This window comes from Cryobacterium sp. TMT1-2-2, from assembly GCF_004403505.1.
In the GTDB taxonomy this organism is placed as follows: Bacteria; Actinomycetota; Actinomycetes; order Actinomycetales; family Microbacteriaceae; genus Cryobacterium; species Cryobacterium flavum.
Genome location: NZ_SOGS01000027.1, coordinates 42,834 through 67,209, shown reverse-complemented (window position 1 = coordinate 67,209; position 24,376 = coordinate 42,834). Strand labels below are relative to the sequence as shown.

Genomic DNA, 24,376 nt, shown 5'->3' with positions numbered 1-24,376 from the left:
GTCGTCCTATCGTGTCGTGGGGCTGGCAGTGGTGGAAGTGAGATGGGTCTCGGCGTAGTACCCCGAGATGTGGGCGTGCACCGCGAGGCGGGCGGCATCCGCTTGACCGGCCAGAACGGCATTGAGAATGCCGCGATGCTCGAGCCTGAGACGAGCGGATGTTGCCGGCCAGCTCGCGAGGCCCGCCGCGCCCGCCCGTGCGTACCCCTCAATTGCGCTGCGGAGGCCGGCCATGGTCGCCGTGATGACCTGGTTGCCGTTCGCTTCGGCAAGCGAGAGGTGGAACTGGGTGTCGAGGGCGAGGAACTCGGCTTCGGTGAGGGTCTCGTTTTCCATCGCGGTGAGGATTTGCGCTGATTCGGTGAGGTCGACCTGGGCCTCGGCCAGTTCGGAGACGATTGATCCCTCCAGGATGAGGCGGGTCTTGACGACGTCGGCCACCTCAAAGCCCTGGGCTGCGACCTGCAGGCGCATGAGCGCCGACATGCCGCCGCCGGGACGGGCGACGATGATCGCGCCGGCTGAGGGCCCCGAACCGACGGCGGTGCGAATGAGCCCGAGAACCTCGAGCACCCGCAGCGCTTCGCGCACGCTGGATCGGCCGACGCCGAGATCTGCTGCCAGGGTGCGCTCTGGCGGGAGGTGATCGCCCGGGCTCAGGCGACCCTCGAGCAGGTCGAGTTCCACGGCGTCGAGCACGATCTGCCAGGCGCGCGGGGTGATTTCGGTCATGCTGTCCTCTTGATCTCGTGTGGTCTGACCACAGAATACACGATTTTCTCGCGGATTGCGGATACAGTTTCAGCCAACCCGGGAGAGACCATGACCGCTGCACCCCAGCTCATCGACTTGAAACTGCCCGACGGGCCGGGTGGCAGCGCCGGCCTGAAGGCCGTGCTCGCGATCCCGGCCGGCGACGGCCCCTGGCCCGGCGTCGTGCTCGTGCACGAGGCGTTCGGCCTTACCGACGTGATGCGCCGCCAGGCCGTCAGAATGGCCGAGGCCGGCTACCTGGCACTGATGCCCGACCTCTTCACCGAGGGAGGAACCCGCAAGTGCCTCGTCGGCACCTTTCGTGCCCTGTCGGCCGGTGCCGGCCGGGCTTTCGTCGACATCGAGTCGGCGCGCGTGTTTTTGAGTGAACGCGGCGACTGCACCGGACGCATCGGTGTTCTCGGTTTCTGCATGGGTGGCGGGTTCGCCCTCGCCACGGCGACGCGCGGCTTCGACGTCTCCTCGGTCAACTATGGTCGGCTCCCGAAGGATCTCGACGATCACCTGCTCGGCGCCTGCCCGATCGTCGGCAGCTTCGGCGGCGCGGACCGCTCTCTGGTCGGCGCGGCAGCCGCCCTCGATTCATCCCTGGCGGGGCTGGGCATCGAGCACGACGTCAAGGAATACCCGGGTGCCGGCCACGCCTTTCTCAACGATGCCGAGACCGGGCCGCGGATGCTGCGCCCGATGCTGAAGCGCATTCTCGGTGCCGGTCCCGACCCGGTGGCCGCCGCCGACGCGTGGACGCGTATCGAGGCGTTCTTCGGCGAACATCTTGGGGCGTCACAGAAGCCGTGACCTGGCTGGCGGCTGGTAGCCTCCAACAGACCCAAGGGGACCCCATCGCCAAACGCTCGACCATTATCGCCATCGTCACCGTCGCATCCGTTGTCACCATCGGCGGCGTGGCCACCGCGCTCGCGCTGACACCGCAAACCGGCTCCGACACCACGCTCACCCTGCGCGTCTGGGACGAGCAGGTCGCGCAGTCCTACGAAACGTCGTTCGCGGCGTTCGAAGAAGCCAACCCGGGCATCGACGTGGCGGTGAACGTCGTGCCGTGGGCCGACTACTTCACCAAACTGCGCGTTGACGTGGCCGGCGAGACCGCCGACGACGTGTTTTGGGTGAACGCCGGCAACTTCGCCGACTATGCCGTCAACGGCAACCTCGTGAATGTAACGGATGCCCTGGGCGAGGCCGCGCAGACCAACTGGCAGCCCAGCGTCATCGGTCAGTACACCCTGAACGGCGCGCTCTGGGGAGTGCCCCAGCTCGCCGACCCCGGCATCGGGCTGTATTACAACGAAGAACTCCTGTCGGCGGCCGGCATCGACCCGGCCACCGTCGGTGAACTGCATTGGGATCCCGCCGCCGGCGAGGACACCCTGCTGCCGGTGTTGCAGAAACTCACCGTCGACGCCAACGGCAACACCGCCGACAGCGCGGCCTTCGACCCCGCGCAGATCGTGCAGTACGGCTACAACGCGGCCAACGACCTCAACGCCATCTACCTCAACTATCTCGGCTCGAACGGGTCAGCGTTGCAAGACGGCGACGAGTTCGTGTTCGACACCGCCGAAGGCGCCGCGGCCTTTCAGTACGTGATCGACCTGATGAACAAGTACCACGTGGCTCCGTCGGCCGCCGACACCAACCTCAACGGCGACTTCGCACTCGACCAGTTTCTGCAGGGCAAGATGGCCCTGTTCCAGAGCGGCGTCTACAACCTCAGCAACGTGAACGAGGGGGCCGGCTTCGACTGGGGTGTGGCCGCGATTCCGTCTGGACCGTCCGGGGCGATCAGCGTCACCAACGGCGTCGTGGCCGCCGGCAATGCCGACTCGAAGCATCCGGAACAAACCCAAAAACTGCTGGAGTGGCTCGGCAGTACCGAGGGCAGTGCGGCGATCGGCGCCGACGGCTCGGCGTCGCCGGCCGTCATCGGTGCGCAGGCCAGCTATGTCGCGTCGTGGCAGGAGCAGGGCATCGACGTGAACGCGTTCATCGACGTGCTCGCCAACGGCAGTGTGCAGGCGCCGCAGGGCGCGAAGTGGGCCGAGGCCTCCGACGCGTTCGAGTCGACCTTCGCCGAGATGTTCCTCGGCCGCATTCCCGTCGATGAGGCGTTGCGCACCGCGCAGGAAGCGGCTAACGCGGCCGTCGCCGGCTGAGTGGCGGCTAACTCGTCAACACGACGTTGAGCGGGCTCTCGCCGCGCAGCATTCGCTCGATTTGCGCGCGCACCAGGCGAGCCATGCGCGGCAGCATGGCGCTCGACGCGCCGCCGACGTGCGGGGTGATGAGCACGTTCGGCAGTGCGAAGAGCGGATGCCCCTCCGGCAGCGGTTCGGGGCTGGTCACGTCGAGGGCGAGCCTGAGGCGGCCGCTGCTCGCATGCGCGAGCAGCGCTTCCGTGTCGGCGACCGCACCACGAGCGATGTTCACGAGCAGGCTTCCGTCACGCATTTGGGCCAGGAATGCATCGTCAACCAGGTTCGTCGTCTCGGCCGTGAGCGGAACACCGACGACCACAATATCGGCCTGGGGCAGGAGTTCGGGCAGGGACTCGAAGCCGTAGATATTGCCGCGCTCGTCACTGCGAGCCGTGCGGGCGACGCGGATCACCGTGGTTTCGAAGGCGAGCAGCCGACTCTCGATAGCGTGGCCGACACCGCCGTAGCCGAGCAGCAGCACGGTGCGGTCGGCGAGGCTGGCGTGCTGCGCGGGTGCCCACTCGCCGGCGTCCGCGGCGCGCACGAAATCGGGAATGCCGCGCTGCGAGGCCAGGATGAGGGCGAGGGTGAGTTCGGCGGTGGAGGTTTCATGCACGCTCGCGGCGTTCGCGAACACGTGCCCGGCAGGCAGTACCCGGTCGACGCCGTCGTAGCCGATGGACTGGCTCTGCACCAAACCGGCATCGACGCCGGCGAGATGCGCGAGCCGGTCGGTCTTACCCATGTACGGCGTGACAACGAGGTCGAACCGGGGTCGTGGCGACGGACCGTCGAGCGCCCACTCCACTACCTCAACGCCGTCGGGCAGTTCCCCGACCGCCTCGCGCAGTACGGAGTCGGGCAGGCTGACCAGCAGTGAGTTCATCTCCCGAGCCTACTTTGCCCCGCTCTCTCGGGACGGGGCCCAGGCCCCGTCCCGGTTAAAGCCCTCGCCTAGCGGTGTCGAGCACGGGCTGGGGCGCCAGCGGACGGGACGGCCGCAGCGTGCTCAGCGCCACACCCGCGAACACGATCACGCCGCCGACGAGCTGCGGCGTGGTCAGCTGGGCGCCGAGCACGACGGCGATGACCACCGTGAACACCGTGATCAGGTTGAGAAACAGGCCGGCCCGACCCGGTGGAATGCTCTTGAGCGCAGCGTTCCACAGCACGTAGGAGCCGATCGAGGGAAAAATCGCGATGAAGATCACGGCCCAGCCGATGGCGGCATCCGCTGGCCAGCGCACCCCACCGAGCAAGGCGACCGGCGCGAGCAGCACCGCGACGAAGGTGCCTTGCAGGGCCGTGGCCGTGATCGGCGGCACTGGCAGCCCGCGACCGACGATCGTATAGAGGCTCCACACCACGATCGCGCCAACCATGAGCAGGTCGCCCGCGTTGGGTGTGCGCGTGAAAACGGATGCGATCGCACCGTTGGTGATGATCAGCACCACTCCCACCAGCCCCAGCGCCAGCCCGGCAATACCTCGCCAGCCGATGCGTTCGCGCAGCAGAACCGCCGCGAGCACCACCATCACGGCCGGATTCGCGGCGTTGATGAGCGACGCGGATTGCGGCGTCGTGTACTGCAGGGCGGTGTAGAGCAGCAGGTTGTAGCCGCCAACGCCGAGGGCCGCGAGCAGCAGCAGCCGGGGCCAGTGGCGCAGCACCCGGGCCCAGTTCGGGCGCTCGACCACTTGGGCGAGGATCAGCAGCGGAATGCAGGCGAGCAGCCAGCGCAGCCAGGTTAGCTCAACGGGGGAGAGGGTCTGCACGGCGATTCCGCCGACGATGTAGTTGCCGGCCCAGAGCAGGGTGGCGACGATGAGGGCAATGGTGGCCTTCATGCGCGCGTTCGGGTGGTGAGAGTGGTCATGGCCTGCCTGGTGTTCGAAGAGGGTCTGCCCTTCGACCCTAGCTCGTCCCACGCTGGCCCTCAGTGGACAACTTCGAGGGGTGTCGATCGCGCCGCACCCCTCGAAATTGTCCACTGAGCACCCGAACTCAGCGCGGGGCGGTGGCCTCGACGATCGCGATCTCGCGGGTGGCGGTCTCGCGGTTGCGTTCGGCGGCAGTTTCGCGATCCGGGTCCAGCGCGGTGTCCCCATCGCGATCCGGGTCCAGCGTGGTGTCCCCATCGCGATCCGGCTCGGGCTCCTCGCGCTCGAGCACGGCGGTCCCGCCCCGGCGACTCGGCGTCGCGAGCGGCACATCGCGCCCGTCGCCAGCGTGAAGCACGCGCACCCGGGGTGACGAGAACGGATGCACGTGCACCCGCAGCCGACGATACCGCACCATCCAGAACAGCACGACGGCCGCAGCCAGCAGGCCGGAGACCGCGGCGAGGCCGAGCGCCCAGCGGGGGCCGAAGGCATCCGCTACCCAGCCAACGAGCGGCGCGCCGAGGGGAGTGCCGCCGACGAAGATAGCCATGTACAGCGCCATCACGCGGCCGCGCATCTCGGGCCGGGTCGTGGTCTGCACGTAGGCGTTCGCCGTGGTCATGAGCGTGAGCGACGACAAGCCAACCAGGGTGAGAGATATGGCGAAAGTTGTATATGTCGGCATGATTGCGGACAGCGCGCAGGCCAGGCCGAACAGGCCGGCGCCGAGCACGATGAGTCGCAGGCGGGCGCGGCTGCGGCGGGCAGCGAGCAGCGCGCCGATGACGGCGCCGATGGCCATGATCGAGCTGAGCAGGCCGAACTCTGCGGCCCCCTTACCGAATTCGATGGTGGCCATGGTGGACGTGAAGATGGCGAAGTTGAGGCCGAAGGTTCCGATCAGAAAGACCGCGATCATGACGACGACGATGTCGGAACGGCCACGCACGTAACGGAAGCCGGCCAGCAGCTGTCCGCGCTCCCGTGACGCCTTTGGTTGGCGGCGCAGTTGGTGGGTGCGCAGCAGGGTCATGGCGAAGACCGTCGCAGCAAAGGTGACCGCGTTGATCATGAAGACCCAGCCGGCGCCGACGGCGACCGTGAGCAGGCCGGCCGCGGCCGGGCCGATCAGACGTGCACCGTGGAACGACGCCGAGTTGAGTGCCACCGCGTTCGACAGCTGGTCTTCGGCGACGAGTTCGGAGACGAACGTCTGGCGGGCCGGCGCGTCGATCGCCGCGACAACGCCGAGGCCGAGCGCGAACAGATAGACGTGCCAGAGCTGGGCGACCTCGAGCACAGTCAGAATGCCGAGGCCGAGCGCCAATAGGCCCATCAGGGTCTGGGTGAGAATGAGCAGCTTGCGCCGGTTGAACCGATCGGCGATGAGGCCGGACCAGGGCATCAGCACGAGCTGCGGGCCAAGCTGCAGCGCCATGGTGATGCCGACCGCCGTGGCGTCGTAGTTGGTGAGCTGGGTCAGCACGATCCAGTCCTGCGCGGTGCGCTGCATCCAGGTGCCGATGTTCGACACCAAAGCCCCGGCGAACCAGATGCGGTAATTGACGACGCTCAGCGAGCGAAACATGGCGCTCAACTGTCGGCGAGCTCCTTCATGATCAAGGTCGCGTCGGCGAGGGTGCTGCGCTGTGCGGGACTGAGCTGGGCGACGCGTTGCACCAGCCAGGCATCTCGACGCTTGCGCGTTTCGGTCATCATTTCGCTCGCGGCGTCCGTTGTGCTCAGCACGATCTTGCGGCCATCGAGTGTGGAATCGGTGCGGGCCACGAGACCGGCATCAACGAGGCATTTCACCGTGCGGGTCATCGACGGCGGGGTGACGCGTTCGAACTCGCTGAGTTCGGTGAGCGTCAACGGTCCGTGCACGTGAAGCACGCCGAGCGCGGAGAACTGGCCACTTCCGAGCTCGTTCTCGGCCTTCTCCTGGCGCAGGCGGCGGGCCAGGCGGCCGTTGGCGAGTCGAAATTCGTGGCTGAGTTCGGCGGTGTTGGGTGCGGCTGTAGGGTGTGCTGCCGCCGCTTGCGGTGCGCCGACCGGCGGCTGCGCCTTGATGACGCCGAGGGCGGCAGTTTTGGGGTGTGTTCGCGATTCCATAGATCCTTAGCATAGCAAATTAGCCTTGCTAAGTACATTGGCAGCCTGAAGCCCACCGCAACAGGGCAGACTGGCCTCGTGCCCACATATACGGATGCCCATGGCCGGCTCATTACCTATTACGTCTGGTCGGTCGACGCCCCGCGCGCCGTCATCCAGCTCGCGCACGGCGTCGGTGAACACGCCCAGCGCTATGCCACGCTCGCCGCCGACCTCAACCGGGCCGGCTATACGGTGTACGCCGACGACCACCTCGGTCACGGCCAGACCGGACTCGCCCAGCACGGCGGCGACCACACACTGCTCGGGCGACTCGGCGCGGGCGGGCTGCGCGCGGCGGTGGCGGGCGTGCATCAGCTGAGCGGAATCATCCGCTCGGAAAACCCGACTCTGCCGCTCGTGCTGCTCGGGCACAGCTGGGGATCGTTCATGGTACAGATGATCGTGAACGAGCACGCCGCCGAGTACGACGCCATCGTTCTCTCAGGCACCGCCTATCGCTGGCCCGGATACCTTGACGGTGGCGATCTGAACCGCAAACACAAAACGCTCGGCACCACCGGGGTCGAGTGGCTCAGCCGCGATCCGGCGGTAGCCCAGGCGTTCGTCGCCGACCCGCTGACCACTGCGACGCCGCTGGCCAAGCTGTTCGGCATTCGAGAGGCCGCCCGCCTGTTCGGTCGGCCGGCTCGCGACCTGCCGACTGACCTGCCGATGCTCGTGCTGGTCGGCGGTGACGACACCGTCGGCGGCGAACGCAGCGCGCTCAGACTGGTCAACGCCTACGTCAAGCGGTCCGGGCTGCGCGACGTGCGCCTGATCGTGTATCCGGGCGCGCGGCACGAAGTCTTCAACGAGACCAACCGCTCCGAGGTGATCGGCGACCTCGTGGCCTGGCTCGACGAACGATTTATCACCGTAGGCTGAAACCATGCATGGTGAATATAAGGTTCCGGGCGGCAAACTGGTCGTCGTAGATCTCGATGTCGTCGACGATGTCATCGCCAACTTTCGTCTGGCCGGTGACTTTTTTCTCGAACCCGACGATGCCCTCGAAGACATCAATGCAGCGGTGACCGGCCTGCCCGCCGGCAGCTCGGCGGCCACGATCGCCGCCGCCGTGCGTGGCGCGCTGCCGAGCGGCGCCATTCTGCTCGGATTCTCGCCGGAGGCCGTCGCCGTGGCGATTCGCCGTTCGCTGTCCCAGGCGAGCACGTGGCGGGACTACGACTGGCAGATCATCCACTCGCAGAAGCCCGTCGCCCCCGTGCTGCAGATGGCCCTCGACGAGGTGCTCGCGACCGAGGTCGGTGAGGGGCGCCGACAGCCCACGCTGCGCATCTGGGAGTGGAACGAACCGGCCGTCGTCATCGGCAGCTTTCAGTCGCTCAAGAACGAGGTCGACCCGGAGAATGCCGCCAAGTTTGGCTTCACCGTTGTGCGACGCATCAGCGGCGGCGGTGCCATGTTCATGGAGGCCGGCTCGGTCATCACCTATTCCATCTACGCGCCGACCGATCTCGTGCAGGGCATGAGTTTCGCCGACTCCTACGCGTATCTCGACGAGTGGGTCATCACCGCGCTCAAATCGCTCGGCATCGACGCGTACTACCAGCCGCTCAACGACATCACGAGCCCGACCGGCAAGATCGGTGGGGCCGCCCAGAAACGCCTCGGCAGCGGCGCCGTGCTGCACCACGTCACGATGAGCTACGACATGGACGGCGAAAAAATGGTGCAGGTGCTGCGCATCGGCCGGGAGAAACTCAGCGACAAGGGCATCACGAGCGCGGCCAAGCGCGTCGATCCCCTGCGCCGCCAGACCGGCCTGAGCCGTGCCGCGATCATCGACCGCATGAAGGAGACCTTCGTCGGCCTCTACGGTGCCACCGAGGGTGACGTCACCGCCGAGGAATACGCCAAGGCCACCGAGCTCGTCGCGAACAAGTTCAGCACCGAGGAGTGGCTGACCCGGGTTCCCTAACGGCGGCGAGCGCATGCCGCCGGCCGGGCCACCGGCATCCGCTTACGTATCAACGCCCGCGGGTCAGCAGGTCCTGGTACTCGGCGTGCGTGTCAATCCAGTGCGCCACATAGGAGCAGTCCGGCACGATGGCCAGGTCGGTGCGCACCCGCACGTCGTCGAGCGCCTGCTCGACCAGAATGCTCGCCAAACCGTGGGTACGCTTGGCCGGATTGACCTCGGTGTGGGTGAAATGCACCGCGGCCGTCGTGGTGATGTAGTCGGCCACGCCGACCGGTTCGCCATCGAGCAACACCGTGTAGCGGCTCTGTTCGGGGTCGTGGCGCACCTCGAGTGTGCCGGCTTCCGCCAGATTCTGCGAGTGGATGGTCATCGATTCAGCAGTCATCCCGACAGACTAAGCCGATTGCCGGCGCGCAGGCTGAAAGAATGGACAAATGCCTTCTGCGTGGACCCCGACCAGCCCGAGCCGTGTCATCCACGCCGACAACCTCGAGGTGCTGCCCGGCCTACCCGATGGTGCCTTCACCCTGATCTACCTCGACCCGCCATTCAACACGGGTCGTTCGCAGAAGCGGCAGAGCACCACCTCGGTGCGGTCGGTCGCCGTGGACGGCTCACACGCGGCCGGAACGATCACCGGATTCAAGGGGCAACGTTACGAACGCATCAAGGGTGATCTGCTCGGCTACGACGACCAGTTCGAAGACTACTGGGCCTTTCTCGAGCCGCGCCTGATCGAGGCCTGGCGGCTGCTCGCTGACGACGGCACGCTCTACCTGCACCTCGATTACCGCGAGGCGCACTACGCCAAGGTGCTGCTCGACGCCCTGTTCGGCCGGGAATGCTTTCTCAACGAACTCATCTGGGCCTACGACTACGGCGCGAAGTCCAAGAACAAGTGGCCCACCAAACACGACACGATTCTGGTCTATGTGAAGAACCCGGCCCGGTACTACTTCGACTCGACCACCGTCGATCGCGAGCCATATATGGCTCCCGGCCTGGTCACGCCCGAAAAGGTCGCCAAGGGCAAACTGCCGACGGATGTCTGGTGGCACACCATCGTCTCGCCCACCGGCAAGGAGAAAACCGGCTACCCCACCCAGAAACCGATCGGAATCCTGCGCCGCATCATTCAGGCGTCGAGCCGTGAGGGCGACTGGGTGCTCGACTTTTTCGCGGGCAGCGGCACCACCGGCGCGGTCGCGGCCGCGCTCGGCCGCCGCTTCGTGCTGATCGACCAGAACCCCGAGGCCCTGGCCGTGATGCGCGCCCGCTTCGAGCCGGTGCCCGACGTCGAATTTCTCGCCCGTGACGCTTGACGCTGACTCAATCCACCTCGTGGCACTCGTTTGAGAAACTGGCACGGGTTCAAACCAGTGCCAACTTCCTAAACACGTGCCACGACCCGCCCGCATCCGCTTGATCCGAGGAGAACCCATGAGATTTCGCATTTTCACCGAACCCCAGCAGGGTGCCACCTACGACGACGTCCTCGCCGTCGCGCAGGCCACCGAGCGGCTCGGCTTCGACGCCTTCTTCCGCAGCGACCACTACCAGGTCATGGGCGACGGTGACGGCCTGCCCGGCCCGACGGATGCCTGGACCACCCTGGCCGGGTTGGCGCGCGAGACGAAACGCATCCGTCTGGGTACTCTCGTCTCGTCGGTGACCTACCGGCCTCCGGGCATTCTGGCGATCCAGGTGGCGCAGGTCGACCAGATGTCGGGCGGCCGCGTCGAGCTCGGACTCGGTACCGGCTGGTTCGAGCAGGAGCACCTCGCCTACGGCATCCCGTTTCCGGCCAAGCGATTCGGCATGCTCGAGGAACAGCTCGAAGTGATCACCGGGCTATGGAACACCCCGGTCGGGGACCGGTATAACTTCGCCGGGGAGCACTACACCCTCGTCGATTCACCGGCACTGCCGAAGCCGACACAGGTGCGAGTGCCGGTGATCGTGGGAGGTGGCGGCGCCAAGCGCACCCCGAAACTCGCTGCTCGTTTCGCGACCGAGTTCAACCTGCCGTTTCCTGACTTCGCCGACATCGCCGGCAAGTTCGACGGTGTGCGGGCTGCCTGTGAGGCCATCGACCGCGACCCGGCCGAGCTCACCTATTCGGCAGCGCTGATCGCCGTCGGTGGCCGAGACGAGGCCGAATTCGCCCGTCGGGCTGCCGCGGTCGGTCGCGAGCCGGCCGAGCTGCGCGAGCACGGCCTGGCCGGCACGGTCTCCGAGATCGTCGACCGGCTGGGCACCCTCGCCGACTCCGGCGTCGAGTGCGTCTACCTGCAGATCATGGACCTGTCCGACCTCGACCACCTGGAGTTTCTGGCCGCGGAGGTCGTTCCCCAGCTGCGCTAGCCCGCCGCCAGCGAAGCGGATGCCGCTGGTCGCGCATCCGCTCGTGGCACGCGTTGGGGAAGCACGCACGTGTTCAAACCAGTGCCAACCTCTCAAACACGTGCCGCGAGACAGCCGGGCGGTCAGCCCGCGTGCGCCGCGTACATGCGTCCGCTGTCCTTCACCGTGCGTTCGAGGGTCTTGTAGTCGACCCGCACGATGCCGAACCGTTTCTCGTAGCCGTACGACCACTCGAAGTTGTCGAGCAGCGACCAGACGAAGTACCCGCGCACGTCGGCGCCGGCCGCGATCGCCTCACCCACCTTGTTGATGTGCGCCACGATGTACTCGGCGCGGTCCGCGTCGTGCACGGCGCCGTCGGCGCTCACGGTGTCGTCGTAGGCGGCACCGTTCTCGGTCACGTAAAGCGGCGGCAGGCGGTCGTACTCCTCGCCGAGGCGCACCAATAGCAGGCGCAGGCCGTCGGGGTTGACCTCCCAGTCCATCGCGGTGCGCGGCAGTCCGCGACTGGGGAAGGTGATGTACTCCGATCCGACCCACGGCGAACCGACGGGCCGGTCGGCGCCACCGGCGTGACCATCGCTTGCCGAGGCATCCGCATGGCCGCTCACGAGGTCGTCGTGGTAGTGGTTGACCCCGAGAAAATCGAGTGGGGCCGCGATGATCTCAAGATCGTCGGCGTGGATGACCTCGGCGAGTCCAAACGGCTCAAGGTCGTGCAGGGTGTCCTCCGGGTAGGAACCACGCAGCAGCGGGTCCAGAAAGACACGGTTAGCGAGCGAATCGAGCCGCCGGGCAGCCTCGAGGTCGACCGGGTCGGCGGCGTCGCGCGGCACGGCGTTGGTGAGATTAAGGGTGATGCCGAGGTTCTGAGCACCCGCAGAGCGCAGCGCGTTCACCACGAGGCCGTGCGCGAGGTGCTGGTGATGCACCGCAGCGACCGCGGCCCGGCCATCTTGCCGGCCCGGCGCGTGTGCTCCCGACGCGTAGCCGAGCAGCGAGGAGCAGAACGGTTCGTTGAAGGTGGTCCAGTGGGTGACCCGATCGCCCAGCGCGGCGTAGACATCGCTCGCGTAGTCGACGAAACGGTAAGCCGTGTCACGGTTGGCCCAGCCGCCCTTCTCCTCAAGCGCCTGCGGCAGGTCCCAGTGATACACGGTCAACCAGGGCAAAATACCGGCCCCGAGCAGCTCGTCGACCAACCGTGAATAGAAGTCCAGCCCCACCGGGTTCACTGCCCGATCGCCAGGGCGCACCCGGGCCCAGCTGGTCGAGAACCGGTACGCGTCGAGGCCGAGCGAGGCCATGAGCTGCACATCGGCGGGCATCCGGTGGTAGTGGTCGACCGCCGTTTCGAGGTCGTCGCCGCCCGCGATGGCGCCGGGAACCCGCGCGAAGGCGTCCCAGATGGAGTCTTCCTTGCCGCCAGCGTGGCCGGCACCCTCGATCTGCGCGGCGGCCGTTGCCGACCCCCAGAGAAATCCGCGCGGCCAGGTGAACGGTGTGGGCAGGGTCTGCGACATGACGTCACGCTACCCTGCGGCGAGGAATTCGACCAGTGACGAGGGCGTAACCGCGGACATCCGGTCGAACCGTCCCCGCAATCGGCTGCGTACCGGCCATCGTGTCGGAGATCTCCGCAGTTATGCACGCGGCATTCGGAGCTCTCAGATTCGTCGCGGCTAAGCTCGAATCATGCTGCAGAACAACGAACCCAGCGAGGCCGACCAGCGGCGCACCCGGCGCCGGTTTCTGATCGGGGTCCTCATCGTTGGAGTGGTCGTCGCTCTCGCGGCGATTGGCCTCTATCTGAGCGCCGCGCTCAGCGTTTAATCAATCAGAAATGAGTACACAGTGCAGTTGACTAGGTGGCAGCGGCTTGGCCTGACGACGGCCATCGGTGCCGTTCTCGCGGTCGGCGCAACCGCGCTCGTTGTGCAGGCGCTTGATGGTCCCGCCACCCCCACCCAAACGGCGCAGACGACGGATGCCGACGCCTCAGCTGCGACGGAGGAACCAGCTCGCGCCACCCCCACCGACACACCCGCTGCGGCCCCGGTCGAAGTGGAGCCCGCCCTCAGCGCCCCAGTCGCCGCGCAGATCGACTACCTCCTCGCGCACTGGAAGCTCGAAACCTACAACTCCGCCGAGTGGGGCGTTCTCGGCGAGAACGACTGCGTCAACTTCGCCAGCCAGGCCATGATCGCCCGCGGCTGGACCATGGACGGAGTCTGGTCGAGCCCGAAAAACGGCAACGCCTACGATGCGTCGGCCGCCTGGCGCAGTTCCACCGCGTTCATGAACTACATCGCGCAGGCCGGCAAGGCCACCGCCCTGACCGATCAGCAGCGCGACCAGGTCAAGGTCGGCGACATCGTGCAGTTCGACTGGGACAACACCGGCGATCGCGACCACACCGGCATTGTCACCAGGGTCGAGAAGGTCGGCGACACTGTTGCCATCTCGTTCTCCGGGCACACCCTCGATTCCGACTACCGCTCGGTCGACACGGCAATCACCGTGGATCACCCGGGCGGAACGGCCTACTACTGGAGTGTTCCCTAGGCGATCGCGGCGTCGACGATCGCCTTGGCCTCCAGCTGAACCTGGGCGAGGTGTTCGTCGCCGAGAAACGACTCGGCGTAGATCTTGTAGACGTCTTCGGTGCCGCTCGGCCGGGCCGCGAACCAGGCGTTCTCGGTCGTGACCTTCACTCCGCCGATGGCCGCTCCGTTTCCGGCGGCCACGCTGACGGCGCCGGTGATTTTCTCGCCGGCCAGTTCGGTGGCCGTGATCATTGAACCGTCGAGCTTGGCCAGTGCGGCCTTCTGCGCGGGTGTGGCCGCGGCATCCACTCGCGCGTAGGAGGGGGCGCCGAAGTGTTCGGCCAGCTCGGCGTAGCGCTGCGAAGGAGTCTTGCCGGTGACGGCGAGAATCTCGGAGGCGAGCAGGGCTAGCAGAATGCCGTCCTTGTCGGTGGTCCAGACCGTGCCGTCGAAGCGCACGAAGCTCGCGCCGGCGCTCTCCTCGCCGCCGAAAGCCACCGAGCCGTCGATGAGCCCGGGCACGAACCATTTGAAGCCCACTGGCACCTCCCACAGGTCGCGGCCGAGAAAACCGGTGACGCGGTCGATCATGGTTGACGAGACGAGGGTCTTGCCGACCGCGGCGTCGGGCTTCCAGCCTTCACGGTGGCTGTACAGGTAGTCGATGGCCACGGCGAGAAAGTGGTTCGGGTTCATCAGGCCGCCGTCTGGCGTGACGATGCCGTGCCGGTCGGCGTCGGCGTCATTACCCGTGAGAATGTCGTACTCGTCTTTGTGGGCGACAACGGATGCCATCACCGACGCACTCGACGGATCCATCCGGATCTTCTCGTCCCAGTCCAGGGTCATGAATCGCCAGGTCGGGTCGACCGTGGGGTTGACCACGACCAGGTCGATCTCGTAACGGTCACGGATGGCGCCCCAATAGCCGACACTCGCGCCGCCGAGCGGGTCGGCCCCGATGCGGATTCCGCTGGTGCGGATGGCCTGCATGTCGATGATGTTCTCGAGGTCGTTCACGTAGTTGCCACGAAAGTCGTAGGTCTCCACTGCGCTCGGCTCGCTCATCAGCACGCCGTCGAGGCCATTGGCGATGAGCTCGTTCGCCCGGTTCGCGATCCACGAGGTCGCATCGCTGTCGGCCGGTCCGCCGTGCGGCGGGTTGTACTTGAAGCCGCCGTCCATCGGCGGGTTGTGGCTCGGGGTGACGACGATGCCGTCGGCCAGGTCGCCGTGCTCGGCGCGGTTGTAGGCCAGAATCGCGTGCGACAGGGAGGGGGTGGGCACGTAATCGTCGAACTCGTCCACGAGTACACGAACGCCGTTGGCGACGAGAACCTCGAGGGCGGTCGTGTAGGCCGGACCGCTCAGGGCGTGCGGGTCGGTGCCGATGAAGAGGGGGCCGGTGATGCCCTGGCCCGCGCGGTATTCCACGATCGCCTGCGTTGTGGCACTGATGTGGTCTTCGTTGAACGCGGTGTTCAGGGAACTCCCGCGATGCCCTGAGGTGCCGAAGACGACCCGCTGGGCTGGCACCCGGGCATCCGGTTTCAAATCGTAATAGGCCTTGACCAGCCCATCAACGTCGATCAGGTCAGATTCCAGGGCTCGGGTGCCCGCGCGTTCGCTCATGAGCACAGTCTGGCACCCCCGGTAGGCTGTCAGCCATGCCCGACGCGCCGAATCCGCCCAAAGCCCGCACCTACAGCTATCTCGGCCCGGCCGGCACCTTCACCGAAGCGGCGCTGGCCCAGGTACCTGAAGCGCGCGGCCAGATCTGGCGCCCGGTCAACAATGTGGGCGAGGCCTTCGCTGACGTCGGGAGCGGCCGCAGCCTCGCGGCCATGATCGCCATCGAGAACTCGGTCGACGGCGGTGTCACGGCCACCCAGGATGCCCTGGCCAGCGTGCCGAACCTGCGCATCATCGGCGAATACCTGGTGCCGGTGAATTTCGTGCTGGTGGCCCGCCCCGGCACGACGCTGGCCGACGTGCGCGTCGTCAACGCGCATCCGGTCGCCTACGGCCAGTGCCGCAACTGGCTCGAACGCACCCTGCCGAGTCACGGCCACATCCCCGCCTCGAGCAACGTCGCCGCCGCGTCTTCACTGCTCGACACCATGCAAGCGGATGCCGCGATCGCGCCACCCGGCATCGATAAACATCACGACCTCGTCGTTCTCGCTTCGAATATCGGTGACAACCCGAACGCGGTCACCCGCTTCGTGCTGGTCGGCCGCGGCAACGAGCTCACCGCGCCGACGGGCGCCGACAAGACCAGCCTGATCATCGAGCTGCCGAGTGACCGTTCCGGTGCCCTGCTGGAGATGCTCGAGCAGTTCGCCACGCGCGGCGTGAACCTCAGTCTGATTCAGTCCCGGCCGATCGGTGATTCCCTCGGCCGCTACCGTTTCGTCGTCGACGCCGAGGGGCATATTCTCGACGAGCGCGTCGCCGATGCGCTGTTGGGCCTTCGACGGTTCAGCCCCAAGGTGATCTTTCTCGGATCCTATCCGCGGGCCGACAAACGCCCGATCGAGTTCACCTCGCGCTACGACGACGGCATTTTCATCGAAGCCCGCGACTGGTTGCGCGGTTTAATTGCGGGGGAACCCGTTGAATAGGCACATCGCGGGGGAGCCCACCGAATGACCGTCGACCAGAACAATGATGCCCGCTACCAGCGTGGCTACGAGCCCGACGCCCAGGCGGCTGCCGCCGCATCGGACCGTCTCGCGCCCACCTCGAACGGCGGGCCCGCGGCATCCGCTGCCCCGACCGAAACCGCATCGGTGCCGGTGCCGGACGCCGCCGCGCTGCTCGACCAGTTCGAGCCGCGCAATCCGTTCGTCGTTGCCCTGTGGATTGTTGGTCCAGCCCTCACCATCGGCGGACTGAGCGTGCAGGTGCGAACATTTCTTGATTCGATGGGTGGCTCAAGCTACATTAATTCTCCCGACGGCGAGGTGCCGTTCGATATGTTGTTGCAGCAGATCTCCTGGTCGCTCGGACCGGCAATGACCTCAACCGGCCTGGCCACTGTCGTCGGTCTGCTCTTCTACCATGCACTGCGCTGGCGGTCCCGGCCGTCACGCCGTTCAGACACCTGATTCAGCGGGCACGCGCACGATGAGCGCGCCGGCATCGGCGTTCAGCCGCACCTTGCGCACGAGGCCGAACTCATCGCCGTCGAGCTCGAAATCCTGCGCGTGTTCGAGCACGATGCGAATATCCGGCCCGCGCAGGGTCGTCATGACCCGCTCATTCGACGATTCGGTGGCCTGAATCATGCGTCGGCCCACCGCCGAACGCCGCAGCACCCCGTTTTCCCAGGTCACCCGGCGCCAGATGGTCAGCCAGCCGAGCACTCCCTTGGGCTGCAGCACCGCGATGTCCAGAATGCCGTCGTCGAGGCGCGCGTCGGGCAGAAACTGCAGGTTGCCCGGCAGCAGCCCGCAATTGGCGACAAGAATCGCGCTCACCTGTGCTGGCCGGTCAACCCGCCCAGCAACGCTGTAGCGGATGCGAAATGGCCGCGCTTTCGGCAGCGCCCGCGCCACCCCGTCGACGTAGGCGAGCCAGCCCACCTGTTTCTTGAGATCGTCGCGGGTGTGCGCGATCATCTGAGCATCGAGGCCGAGGCCGGCCATGACCAGGAAGACGTGTTCCTGCACTTCGCCGGTATCGGTCGTCAGGGTGGCGACGCCGAGATCGATCGGCCGGTCGACACCACTGAACGCGATCTCGGTGGCGGCATCGATACTACCGAGCGGCAACAGCAGGTTGCGAGCGAGCAGGTTGCCGGTTCCCGACGGCACGATGGCCATGCGCACCCCGGACTCACGAAGCGCCTCGGCAACGGCCCGCACGGTGCCGTCGCCGCCGGCCGAGATCACCATCGAGGCGTGAGCGTCAAGTGCTCGTTTCGTGGCTGCCTGGCCGACATCGTCGACGCTGGTTTCAAACCAGTGCGTCTCGCCCCAGCCGGCGGATTGCTCGGCGGCGGCCACGCTCGTGCGCAACCTGGCGAGGTCGACCTTCACCGGGTTGTAGACAACGGCGGCGTGCTGGTCGAAGTTTTCGGAGGCGCTCACGAGGCCTAGGCTACTGGGTCGCCCCGCGTTTGCCCGCCAACTAGCGCTTGTAGACTTGGCGGGTGATTGATCCGGTGCTGTTACGCGAAAACCCTGACCTCTTCAAGCGTTCGCAGGAGGCTCGTGGCGACTCCGTTGAAGCGGTGGATGCCGCGCTCGCCGCCGACGCCGAACGGCGTTCGACGATCACCGCGTTCGAAGACCTGCGCGCCGCGCAAAACCTGTTCGGCAAGCGCGTCGCCGCAGCGCCCGGGGCCGAGAAGAAGGCGCTCGTTGCCGAGGCGCAAAGCCTCGCCGCTGAGGTGAAAGCCGCCGGAGTCATCGCGGGCGAGGCCGACGCTCGCTTCACCGCGATCGTCAAGACCATCGCGAACCCGATCATCGACGGAGTTCCGGCCGGCGATGAGGCCAACTTCAAGACCCTGCGCACCCACGGCGATGCCCCGGTGTTCGACTTCGAGCCGCGCGACCACCTCGAGCTCGGCGAACTGCTCGGCGCCATCGATATGGCCCGCGGCGCCAAGGTCTCCGGCACCCGTTTCTACTTTCTGAAGGGAATCGGCGCCCGCCTCGAAATCGCTCTCATGAACATGGCGCTCGACCGGGCGCTTGCGGCCGGCTTCGTGCCGCTCATCACCCCCACGCTCGTACGCCCCGAAATCATGGACGGCACCGGCTTTCTCGGTGAGCACAACGATGAGGTCTACTACCTTCCCACTGACGACCTCTACCTCACCGGCACGAGCGAGGTCGCGCTCGCCGGGTACCACAAAGACGAGATCCTCGACCTGTCCGAGGAACCCCTGCGTTACGCCGGCTGGAGCACCTGCTACCGCCGCGAGGCCGGCTCGGGCGGAAAAGACACCCGCGGCATCATTCGCGTGCACCAGTTCAACAAGCTCGAAATGTTCACCTACGTGCTGCCCGAGAACGCCGAGGCCGAGCACGACCGCCTCGTCGCCCTGCAGGAGGGCATGCTGCAGTCCCTCGGCCTCAGCTACCGTGTTATCGACGTCGCAGCCGGTGACCTCGGCGGAAGCGCCGCCCGCAAGTTCGATATCGAGGCCTGGGTGCCCACCCAGAACGCCTTCCGAGAGCTCACCAGCACGAGCAACTGCACCACCTACCAGGCGCGACGGTTGGACATCCGTTACCGCACCGACACGGGCAAGACCGCGCCGGTCGCCACTCTCAACGGCACGCTCGCGACCACCCGCTGGCTCGTCGCCATGCTCGAAACGCACCAGCAAGCGGATGGCTCGGTGCGCGTCCCCGAGGCACTGCGACCCTACCTCGGCGGCCTCGAGGTGCTGACGCCGCTCCCCCTGAAGGGGGCGAAGTGACGTCACAGGTCACGACCGAGCCGTGGCTCGTCGCCCTCGACATCGACGGCACCACCATGCACGAAGACGGCTCGATCAGCCAGGCCGTGATCGACGAGGTCGTGCGGCTCGCCGAGGCCGGGCACGAGGTCATGCTCGCCACCGGCCGGTCCGCAGCCGCAGCCCTGCCGGTGCTCGACCGCCTCGGCATCTCACCGCGCTACGTGGTCTGCTCCAATGGGGCCATCACCATGCACCGCGATGCCTCAGCGCCCCTGGGCTACCGACGCGAATGGGTCGAAACCTTCGACCCGAGCGACGTGCTCACCTCGATTCGGGCGCACCTCGGCTCGGCCCGCTTCGCGGTTGAAGACGAGCACGGCTTCTACCGGTACACCGAACCGATTCCCGATGCCACGATCGGTATGGACAGCGAGCGGGTCGACTTCGACGAGCTGTTGAAGCACAAGGCGACCCGCGTGGTCGTTATCTCGCCCGACCACGACATGGAGGATTTTCTCCAGGTGGTCGAGCGCATGGGGTTGAATCGGGTGAGCTATGCGATCGGGTGGACCGCCTGGCTCGACATCGCGCCGGACGGCGTCAACAAGTCGACCGCGATGGAGCGAGTACGTGTGGCGGTCGGGGTTCCCCGCGAGCGGGTGATGGCCGTCGGCGACGGGCGCAACGATATTGGCATGCTGGCGTGGGCCGCCGAATTCGGTCGCGGCGTGGCCATGGGCGAGTCGCCCGATGACGTTCTCGCCGCCGGGTCCGAGATCACCGGCAATGTGGAGATCGACGGCCTTGCCACGGTGTTGCGCACACTCTGACTCGCATCCAGCCGTTTATCAGGCCCCTCTGTCAGCCTGTGGAGGCTGCCATCGGCTAGAATCGGGCCAGTTCGCCCAATTCTTGTTCGCGCTGCAATTCGCGCGGGGAGTGGGCAACCGGGAGGGCTGTCCGAGCGGCCGATGGAGCCAGTCTTGAAAACTGGTGGGCAGAAATGTCTCGTGGGTTCGAATCCCACGCCCTCCGCAGTACCAGCACAATGCGAATCGCCGGCGCACAACGATTGTCGCCTCAGGCTGACCAGCCAACAACCCGATGAGAGGACATGAGTGAGCGACCAACTTCGCCCCCGCTCGAACGGTTCCAAGAACCTCAAAACCGTTGCCCGTCACGGCCGCCTGAAGAAGTCGAACGCCGCCGTCACCGTGGCCAAGTTCATCGCGGGCAGCCTGGCCGTCGTTTTGGTCAGCGGATTCTCGGTCGGCGCGATTGCCACTTACGACGTCGCCGCGAGCGTGCAGCCCAGCGTTCACCTCACCAATGAGACCAACGGCCCGGTTCCCTCGATCGGTGCCATCGACGGCGGCGTGAACATGCTCATCGTCGGCAGCGACAGCCGCGTCGGCCAGGACGCGGCCTTCGGCCCGGAAGACTCCACCGGCGACCTCAACGACGTCACGATGCTGCTGCACATCTCGGAAGACCACAGCAACGCCTCGGTCATCAGCTTTCCGCGCGACATGTTCGTGGCGATCCCCTCGTGCCCCGACCCCACGGGTGGCTCGTTCCGTGCGATGAGCAGCCAGAAAATCAACACCACGCTCACCTACGGTGGCCTGGCCTGCACCGTGCTGACCGTGGAGAAGCTCACCGGCCTCTCCATCCCGTTCGCGGCCGAGGTGCAGTTCAGCGGCGTCATGGCCATGTCCAGCGCTGTTGGCGGCGTTCCGGTCTGCGTAGCCAGCCGCATCGAAGATGAGTACACCGGAACCTTTCTCGACCCGGGTGAGCACGTGCTCGAGGGCTATGACGCGCTACAGTTTCTGCGCACCCGCCACGGCCTCGGCGATGGTGGCGACCTGACCCGCATCAACAACCAGCAGCTGTTCATGTCCTCGCTCGTGCGCACGATCAAGAGCGCTGACACCCTCTCCGACCCGACCAAGGTCTACGCCCTGGCCAAGGCCGTGACAGCGAATATGCGCCTCTCGGACAGCCTCAACAGCGTCACGACGCTCGCGTCCATCGCCATCGCTCTCAAAGACATCGACCTCAATCAGGTCGTCTTCGCCCAGGTGCCCACCGGCAGCACGACCGGCGGGGTCAAGGCCGTTCAACCGGCCTTTGACAACCTGTTCGAGGCGGTTGCGGCCGATCAGCCGCTGACCCTCAGCGGAACGACCGGCCGCGGTACCGAGGCTGACCCGAACGCTCCCGTCGAGCCAGCGCCGGTTCCTGTCGCAACCACCGACCCCTCGGCCGCGGCCGATCCGGCGGCAACTGAGGCCCCCGTGGCCACGGAAGCCCCCGGAGTCGTCCTGTCGGAGTCGGTGACGGGCCAAACGGCCGGCGAGTATACCTGCACCAGAGGGCGCACGCTCGAGAACCAATAACCGGGCGCGGGCATTCGTTTTGCCTGCCTGGGTTTGCATGGTCAGAGCGGATGCCCGCCTGCGGCTAAGATAGAAGAGTGTGTTTGCGCAAGCAGATGCCGAGGAGACGTCGCATAGTTCGGCTTAGTGCACCACCCTGCTAAGGTGGAGTACCCTTTACGGGGTACCGTGGGTTCAAATCCCACCGTCTCCGCAGCGAGGAGTTTACGTAATTCCGGCGTTTAGTTTACGAAATTCCTGCGGCAACAAAAAACCGGCGATCGCATCGCCGGTTTTCTGCGTTAAGGCGCCGATTTCGAGAGTGCCGGCCCTAAGAAACGCTGTGATTGGCGCGCGGTCGGCGGTTAAACACCGCTTCGCCCTGTTTTTGGCAGGGCGAAGCGACTTTTACTGCAGGTAATGGAATTGGTGACGACCGGGCGGCTAGCTGGGTGGTGGTGACGGCGTCGTGTCGGTGGGTGCCGTCGCCGAAGTGATTTCTGCGCTGGAGTAGTACGTGCTCGCGAAGGACTTGTTCTTCGTGGTGAGGGGGACTCGGGCGAGCTCGCTCTGAATGAACGTCAAAATCTTTCGGATGTTGGCTGAGACGAGTGCGAGTGTCACGGCCAGCGACGCGAAGGTGTTGCCGCGGGCGCGCCGTTTCATGGGGGAGGCGATGTCTTCGGTTGCGGAGTCCTTGATGAATGCGTTCTGCGATTCGACGGTGTTGCGCAGTGCGTAGAAACCCTTCCACACTGGACTTTTGTGGGGGTAGGTCTGCCCGTACTTGAGGGCTTTGTCCTTGGCGGGGTCTTTCCCGGCGGGTATCACGACGGTCTTCTTGCGGATGGGCTCGATGAGTTCGCCGGTCTTGTGGTCGAAGGCCCAACCGTCGTAGTTCTTGGGGTCTGGGTAGAGGTATTGGCGGGAGCCGTCGGGCCGGCGCTTGCCCTTGGGCTTGGCGCGGTACTTTTCACGTTCGGCGATTCGCTGGTCTCGCAGTTCTTTGGCTTGACGCACGGGGTTTGAGTCGCTGGAGAGGATGGCGTCGTCTTCCGGCGTTTCCTCGTCAACGGGCACGCCGGTGTCAGCAGCCTTCCGGTCCTTTCGGTACAGGTCGAGGGCGTGAATCAGGTCCTGGGGCATGTAGTGCACGTACCACTGGCCGCCGACTTGGATGAGGTCCTCGTAGAAGGTTGTCTGGCCTTGTTCGTCTTTGTCGTAGTCGAAGACCGGCTTGGCGCCAATTTCGGCCAGAGTGGAGGGTGTCAGATGGTCTGTGTAAGGGGTTGCGGATCTACTCGAAGGAGTGACACTGATGGTCATGACGAATCGAAGCGAGTTGCACAAGGCACCGCGGTCCCCGTCGCAGTTGGCGGCGGCGAAAGCGATCGATGAGCTCCGCGACAGCGGCGCCTTGGATTCCCTGTTCTCAAAGATCGATGCCGGCGAGCTGCAACTCACGGGAGAAGGCGGGTTCGTTCCCGGCCTGATCAAAGCGGCCCTCGAGCGGGGCTTGCAGGTCGAGCTGACCGAGCACCTCGGCTACGAGAAGGGCGACCCGGAAGCACGGTTCTACCCGAACTCTCGGAACGGCTCGTCGCCCAAGGTGGTCTCGGCCGAGGTCGGCGAACTGGATTTGGACATTCCCCGCGACCGGAGTGGGAGCTTCGTGCCGCGCCTGGTGCCTAAGGGGTCACGCCGTCTGGGTGGCCTCGATGACATGATCATTTCGCTCTATGCCGGCGGGATGACGATCCGCGATATTCAACAGCACTTGGTCTCGACGATCGGCACGGACCTGTCACCGGAGACGATCTCGAAGATCACTGACGAGGTGCTCGACGAGGTCTTGGAGTGGCAGCAGCGGCCGCTGGAGGCCCTCTACCCGGTGATCTTCCTCGACGCGCTGATCATCAAAATTCGTGATGGTGCTCACGTGCGGAACAAGGCCGCGCACATCGCAGTCGGCGTGGACATGGACGGCATCAAGCACGTGTTGGGTATCTGGGTGCAGCAGACCGAGGGCGCGAAGTTCTGGGCCGGCGTCTGCGCCGAGCTGGCCAACCGTGGCGTGAAGGACGTCCTCATCGTTTGCTGCGACGGCCTGACCGGGTTCCCCGAAGCGATCGAATCGACCTGGCCACAGGCGACCGTGCAAACGTGTGTCGTGCACCTGCTTCGCGCCGCGATGCGGTTCGTGAGCTACAAGGATCGTAAGCAGATCGCGACCGCGTTGAAGCCGATCTACACCGCGGCCACCGCCGACGCGGCCTGGGACGAGCTCACCATGTTCGCGGCTTCGCCGCTCGGCGTGAGGTATCCGGCGACGGTGAAAACGTTCGAGGACGCGTGGGAACGCTTCACCCCGTTCCTTGCCTTCCCGCCCGACCTGCGCCGCGTCATCTACACAACGAACAGCATCGAGTCGCTGAACTACCAGCTGCGCAAAGTGACCAAGAACCGCGGTCACTTCCCCAGCGATGAAGCCGCGATCAAGATGCTGTGGCTCGCGATCTGCAACATCGAAGACAAACGCGCCCGAGCCCGAGCCAAGGAGCGCGGCGGCACCCGCGAGACCACACGCAAGGCCGCCGGCCGCCTCGTCGAAGGCCAAATCGTGACGAACTGGAAGCTCGCCCTGGTCTATCCAGACCGAATCAACCCCCACCTCTAACAAAATTCCCAACA

Annotated in this window: 24 protein-coding genes and 2 tRNA genes; 16 read left to right on the top strand and 10 right to left on the bottom strand. The window is 66.0% G+C overall.

The features are described 5' to 3' along the window. Positions 1-6 precede the first annotated feature (6 nt). Positions 7-732 (bottom strand): FadR/GntR family transcriptional regulator, encoded by a 726-nt coding sequence (locus E3T35_RS18250; protein ID WP_134344934.1) that lies wholly within the window; start codon positions 730-732, stop codon positions 7-9. A gap of 90 nt (positions 733-822) precedes the next feature. Between E3T35_RS18250 and E3T35_RS18245 the strand changes: the two genes are divergently transcribed. Continuing rightward, a complete protein-coding gene (locus tag E3T35_RS18245; RefSeq protein WP_134344935.1) occupies positions 823-1,572 on the top strand; it encodes a dienelactone hydrolase family protein in 750 nt (249 codons plus the stop codon). Further along, the gene (locus E3T35_RS18240) at positions 1,569-2,948 is read left to right on the top strand and encodes a sugar ABC transporter substrate-binding protein (RefSeq protein ID WP_241988908.1); all 1,380 of its coding nucleotides are present in this window, start codon (positions 1,569-1,571) and stop codon (positions 2,946-2,948) included. The genes E3T35_RS18245 and E3T35_RS18240 overlap by 4 nt, the downstream gene beginning before the upstream one ends. A gap of 7 nt (positions 2,949-2,955) precedes the next feature. Here E3T35_RS18240 and E3T35_RS18235 read toward each other — a convergent pair whose 3' ends face one another. From E3T35_RS18235 to E3T35_RS18220, 4 genes are all read right to left on the bottom strand, one after another. Next, complete coding sequence (locus E3T35_RS18235) at positions 2,956-3,876, bottom strand: 2-hydroxyacid dehydrogenase (protein WP_134344936.1); 921 nt, start codon at positions 3,874-3,876, stop codon at positions 2,956-2,958. 55 nt (positions 3,877-3,931) lie between these two features. Further along, positions 3,932-4,837, bottom strand: a complete 906-nt coding sequence (locus E3T35_RS18230) for a DMT family transporter (protein ID WP_134380533.1) — start codon at positions 4,835-4,837, stop codon at positions 3,932-3,934. A 157-nt stretch (positions 4,838-4,994) separates the two neighbouring features. After that, on the bottom strand, positions 4,995-6,470 hold the full coding sequence (locus E3T35_RS18225; RefSeq protein WP_241988907.1) for an MFS transporter: 1,476 nt from the start codon (positions 6,468-6,470) through the stop codon (positions 4,995-4,997). Next, positions 6,467-6,988 carry a MarR family winged helix-turn-helix transcriptional regulator gene (locus tag E3T35_RS18220; protein WP_134380530.1) on the bottom strand — a complete coding sequence of 174 codons (522 nt, stop codon included), beginning with the start codon at positions 6,986-6,988 and terminating at the stop codon, positions 6,467-6,469. The genes E3T35_RS18225 and E3T35_RS18220 overlap by 4 nt, the downstream gene beginning before the upstream one ends. Before the next feature lie 78 nt (positions 6,989-7,066). Between E3T35_RS18220 and E3T35_RS18215 the strand changes: the two genes are divergently transcribed. Both E3T35_RS18215 and E3T35_RS18210 read left to right on the top strand, forming a co-directional pair. Further along, complete coding sequence (locus E3T35_RS18215) at positions 7,067-7,915, top strand: alpha/beta fold hydrolase (RefSeq protein WP_104089846.1); 849 nt, start codon at positions 7,067-7,069, stop codon at positions 7,913-7,915. A 4-nt stretch (positions 7,916-7,919) separates the two neighbouring features. Next, the gene (locus E3T35_RS18210; RefSeq protein WP_134344940.1) at positions 7,920-8,972 is read left to right on the top strand and encodes a biotin/lipoate A/B protein ligase family protein; all 1,053 of its coding nucleotides are present in this window, start codon (positions 7,920-7,922) and stop codon (positions 8,970-8,972) included. A 49-nt stretch (positions 8,973-9,021) separates the two neighbouring features. Here E3T35_RS18210 and E3T35_RS18205 read toward each other — a convergent pair whose 3' ends face one another. Next, complete coding sequence (locus tag E3T35_RS18205) at positions 9,022-9,360, bottom strand: GNAT family N-acetyltransferase (protein ID WP_241988906.1); 339 nt, start codon at positions 9,358-9,360, stop codon at positions 9,022-9,024. 49 nt (positions 9,361-9,409) lie between these two features. Between E3T35_RS18205 and E3T35_RS18200 the strand changes: the two genes are divergently transcribed. Both E3T35_RS18200 and E3T35_RS18195 read left to right on the top strand, forming a co-directional pair. Then, complete coding sequence (locus E3T35_RS18200; RefSeq protein WP_134344941.1) at positions 9,410-10,297, top strand: site-specific DNA-methyltransferase; 888 nt, start codon at positions 9,410-9,412, stop codon at positions 10,295-10,297. A gap of 118 nt (positions 10,298-10,415) precedes the next feature. Next, positions 10,416-11,339 (top strand): LLM class F420-dependent oxidoreductase, encoded by a 924-nt coding sequence (locus tag E3T35_RS18195; RefSeq protein WP_134380527.1) that lies wholly within the window; start codon positions 10,416-10,418, stop codon positions 11,337-11,339. 122 nt (positions 11,340-11,461) lie between these two features. On the opposite strand, the gene E3T35_RS18190 is transcribed toward E3T35_RS18195, so the two are convergent. Continuing rightward, positions 11,462-12,862 (bottom strand): GH1 family beta-glucosidase, encoded by a 1,401-nt coding sequence (locus tag E3T35_RS18190; protein ID WP_134380524.1) that lies wholly within the window; start codon positions 12,860-12,862, stop codon positions 11,462-11,464. Between the two features lie 172 nt (positions 12,863-13,034). On the opposite strand from E3T35_RS18190, the gene E3T35_RS19425 reads away from it, so the two are divergent. Both E3T35_RS19425 and E3T35_RS18185 read left to right on the top strand, forming a co-directional pair. Beyond that, complete coding sequence (locus E3T35_RS19425) at positions 13,035-13,172, top strand: hypothetical protein (protein ID WP_158252782.1); 138 nt, start codon at positions 13,035-13,037, stop codon at positions 13,170-13,172. A gap of 27 nt (positions 13,173-13,199) precedes the next feature. Beyond that, a complete protein-coding gene (locus E3T35_RS18185) occupies positions 13,200-13,904 on the top strand; it encodes an amidase domain-containing protein (protein WP_166790008.1) in 705 nt (234 codons plus the stop codon). On the opposite strand, the gene pgm is transcribed toward E3T35_RS18185, so the two are convergent. Beyond that, the gene (gene pgm, locus E3T35_RS18180; RefSeq protein WP_134380518.1) at positions 13,901-15,517 is read right to left on the bottom strand and encodes a phosphoglucomutase (alpha-D-glucose-1,6-bisphosphate-dependent); all 1,617 of its coding nucleotides are present in this window, start codon (positions 15,515-15,517) and stop codon (positions 13,901-13,903) included. The two genes, E3T35_RS18185 and pgm, sit on opposite strands and share 4 nt — an antisense overlap. A 35-nt stretch (positions 15,518-15,552) precedes the next feature. Between pgm and pheA the strand changes: the two genes are divergently transcribed. Both pheA and E3T35_RS18170 read left to right on the top strand, forming a co-directional pair. Next, positions 15,553-16,509 (top strand): prephenate dehydratase, encoded by a 957-nt coding sequence (pheA, locus tag E3T35_RS18175; protein WP_092338680.1) that lies wholly within the window; start codon positions 15,553-15,555, stop codon positions 16,507-16,509. A gap of 24 nt (positions 16,510-16,533) precedes the next feature. Next, positions 16,534-16,995, top strand: coding sequence for a hypothetical protein (locus E3T35_RS18170; protein WP_134380515.1), 462 nt, complete (start codon positions 16,534-16,536; stop codon positions 16,993-16,995). Here the strand turns inward: E3T35_RS18170 and E3T35_RS18165 are convergent. Next, entirely contained in the window at positions 16,984-17,979 is a 996-nt protein-coding gene (locus E3T35_RS18165; protein WP_092338684.1) for a diacylglycerol kinase family protein, read from the bottom strand. The two genes, E3T35_RS18170 and E3T35_RS18165, sit on opposite strands and share 12 nt — an antisense overlap. Positions 17,980-18,041: 62 nt before the next feature. Between E3T35_RS18165 and serS the strand changes: the two genes are divergently transcribed. The 5 genes from serS to E3T35_RS18140 all read left to right on the top strand — a co-directional run bounded on the left by serS (position 18,042) and on the right by E3T35_RS18140 (position 21,899). Beyond that, positions 18,042-19,322 carry a serine--tRNA ligase gene (gene serS, locus E3T35_RS18160; protein ID WP_134380512.1) on the top strand — a complete coding sequence of 427 codons (1,281 nt, stop codon included), beginning with the start codon at positions 18,042-18,044 and terminating at the stop codon, positions 19,320-19,322. Continuing rightward, the gene (locus E3T35_RS18155; RefSeq protein ID WP_255578044.1) at positions 19,319-20,134 is read left to right on the top strand and encodes an HAD family hydrolase; all 816 of its coding nucleotides are present in this window, start codon (positions 19,319-19,321) and stop codon (positions 20,132-20,134) included. The genes serS and E3T35_RS18155 overlap by 4 nt, the downstream gene beginning before the upstream one ends. A gap of 120 nt (positions 20,135-20,254) precedes the next feature. After that, positions 20,255-20,339: transfer RNA gene (locus E3T35_RS18150), tRNA-Ser, on the top strand. 83 nt (positions 20,340-20,422) lie between these two features. Further along, the gene (locus tag E3T35_RS18145; protein WP_134380509.1) at positions 20,423-21,706 is read left to right on the top strand and encodes an LCP family protein; all 1,284 of its coding nucleotides are present in this window, start codon (positions 20,423-20,425) and stop codon (positions 21,704-21,706) included. A 102-nt stretch (positions 21,707-21,808) separates the two neighbouring features. Further along, a tRNA-Ser gene (locus E3T35_RS18140) sits at positions 21,809-21,899 on the top strand. Positions 21,900-22,129: 230 nt separating this feature from the next. Here the strand turns inward: E3T35_RS18140 and E3T35_RS18135 are convergent. Further along, on the bottom strand, positions 22,130-23,011 hold the full coding sequence (locus tag E3T35_RS18135) for a hypothetical protein (RefSeq protein ID WP_134380507.1): 882 nt from the start codon (positions 23,009-23,011) through the stop codon (positions 22,130-22,132). On the opposite strand from E3T35_RS18135, the gene E3T35_RS18130 reads away from it, so the two are divergent. Continuing rightward, on the top strand, positions 23,004-24,362 hold the full coding sequence (locus E3T35_RS18130; protein ID WP_370449354.1) for an IS256 family transposase: 1,359 nt from the start codon (positions 23,004-23,006) through the stop codon (positions 24,360-24,362). The two genes, E3T35_RS18135 and E3T35_RS18130, sit on opposite strands and share 8 nt — an antisense overlap. Positions 24,363-24,376 lie beyond the last annotated feature (14 nt).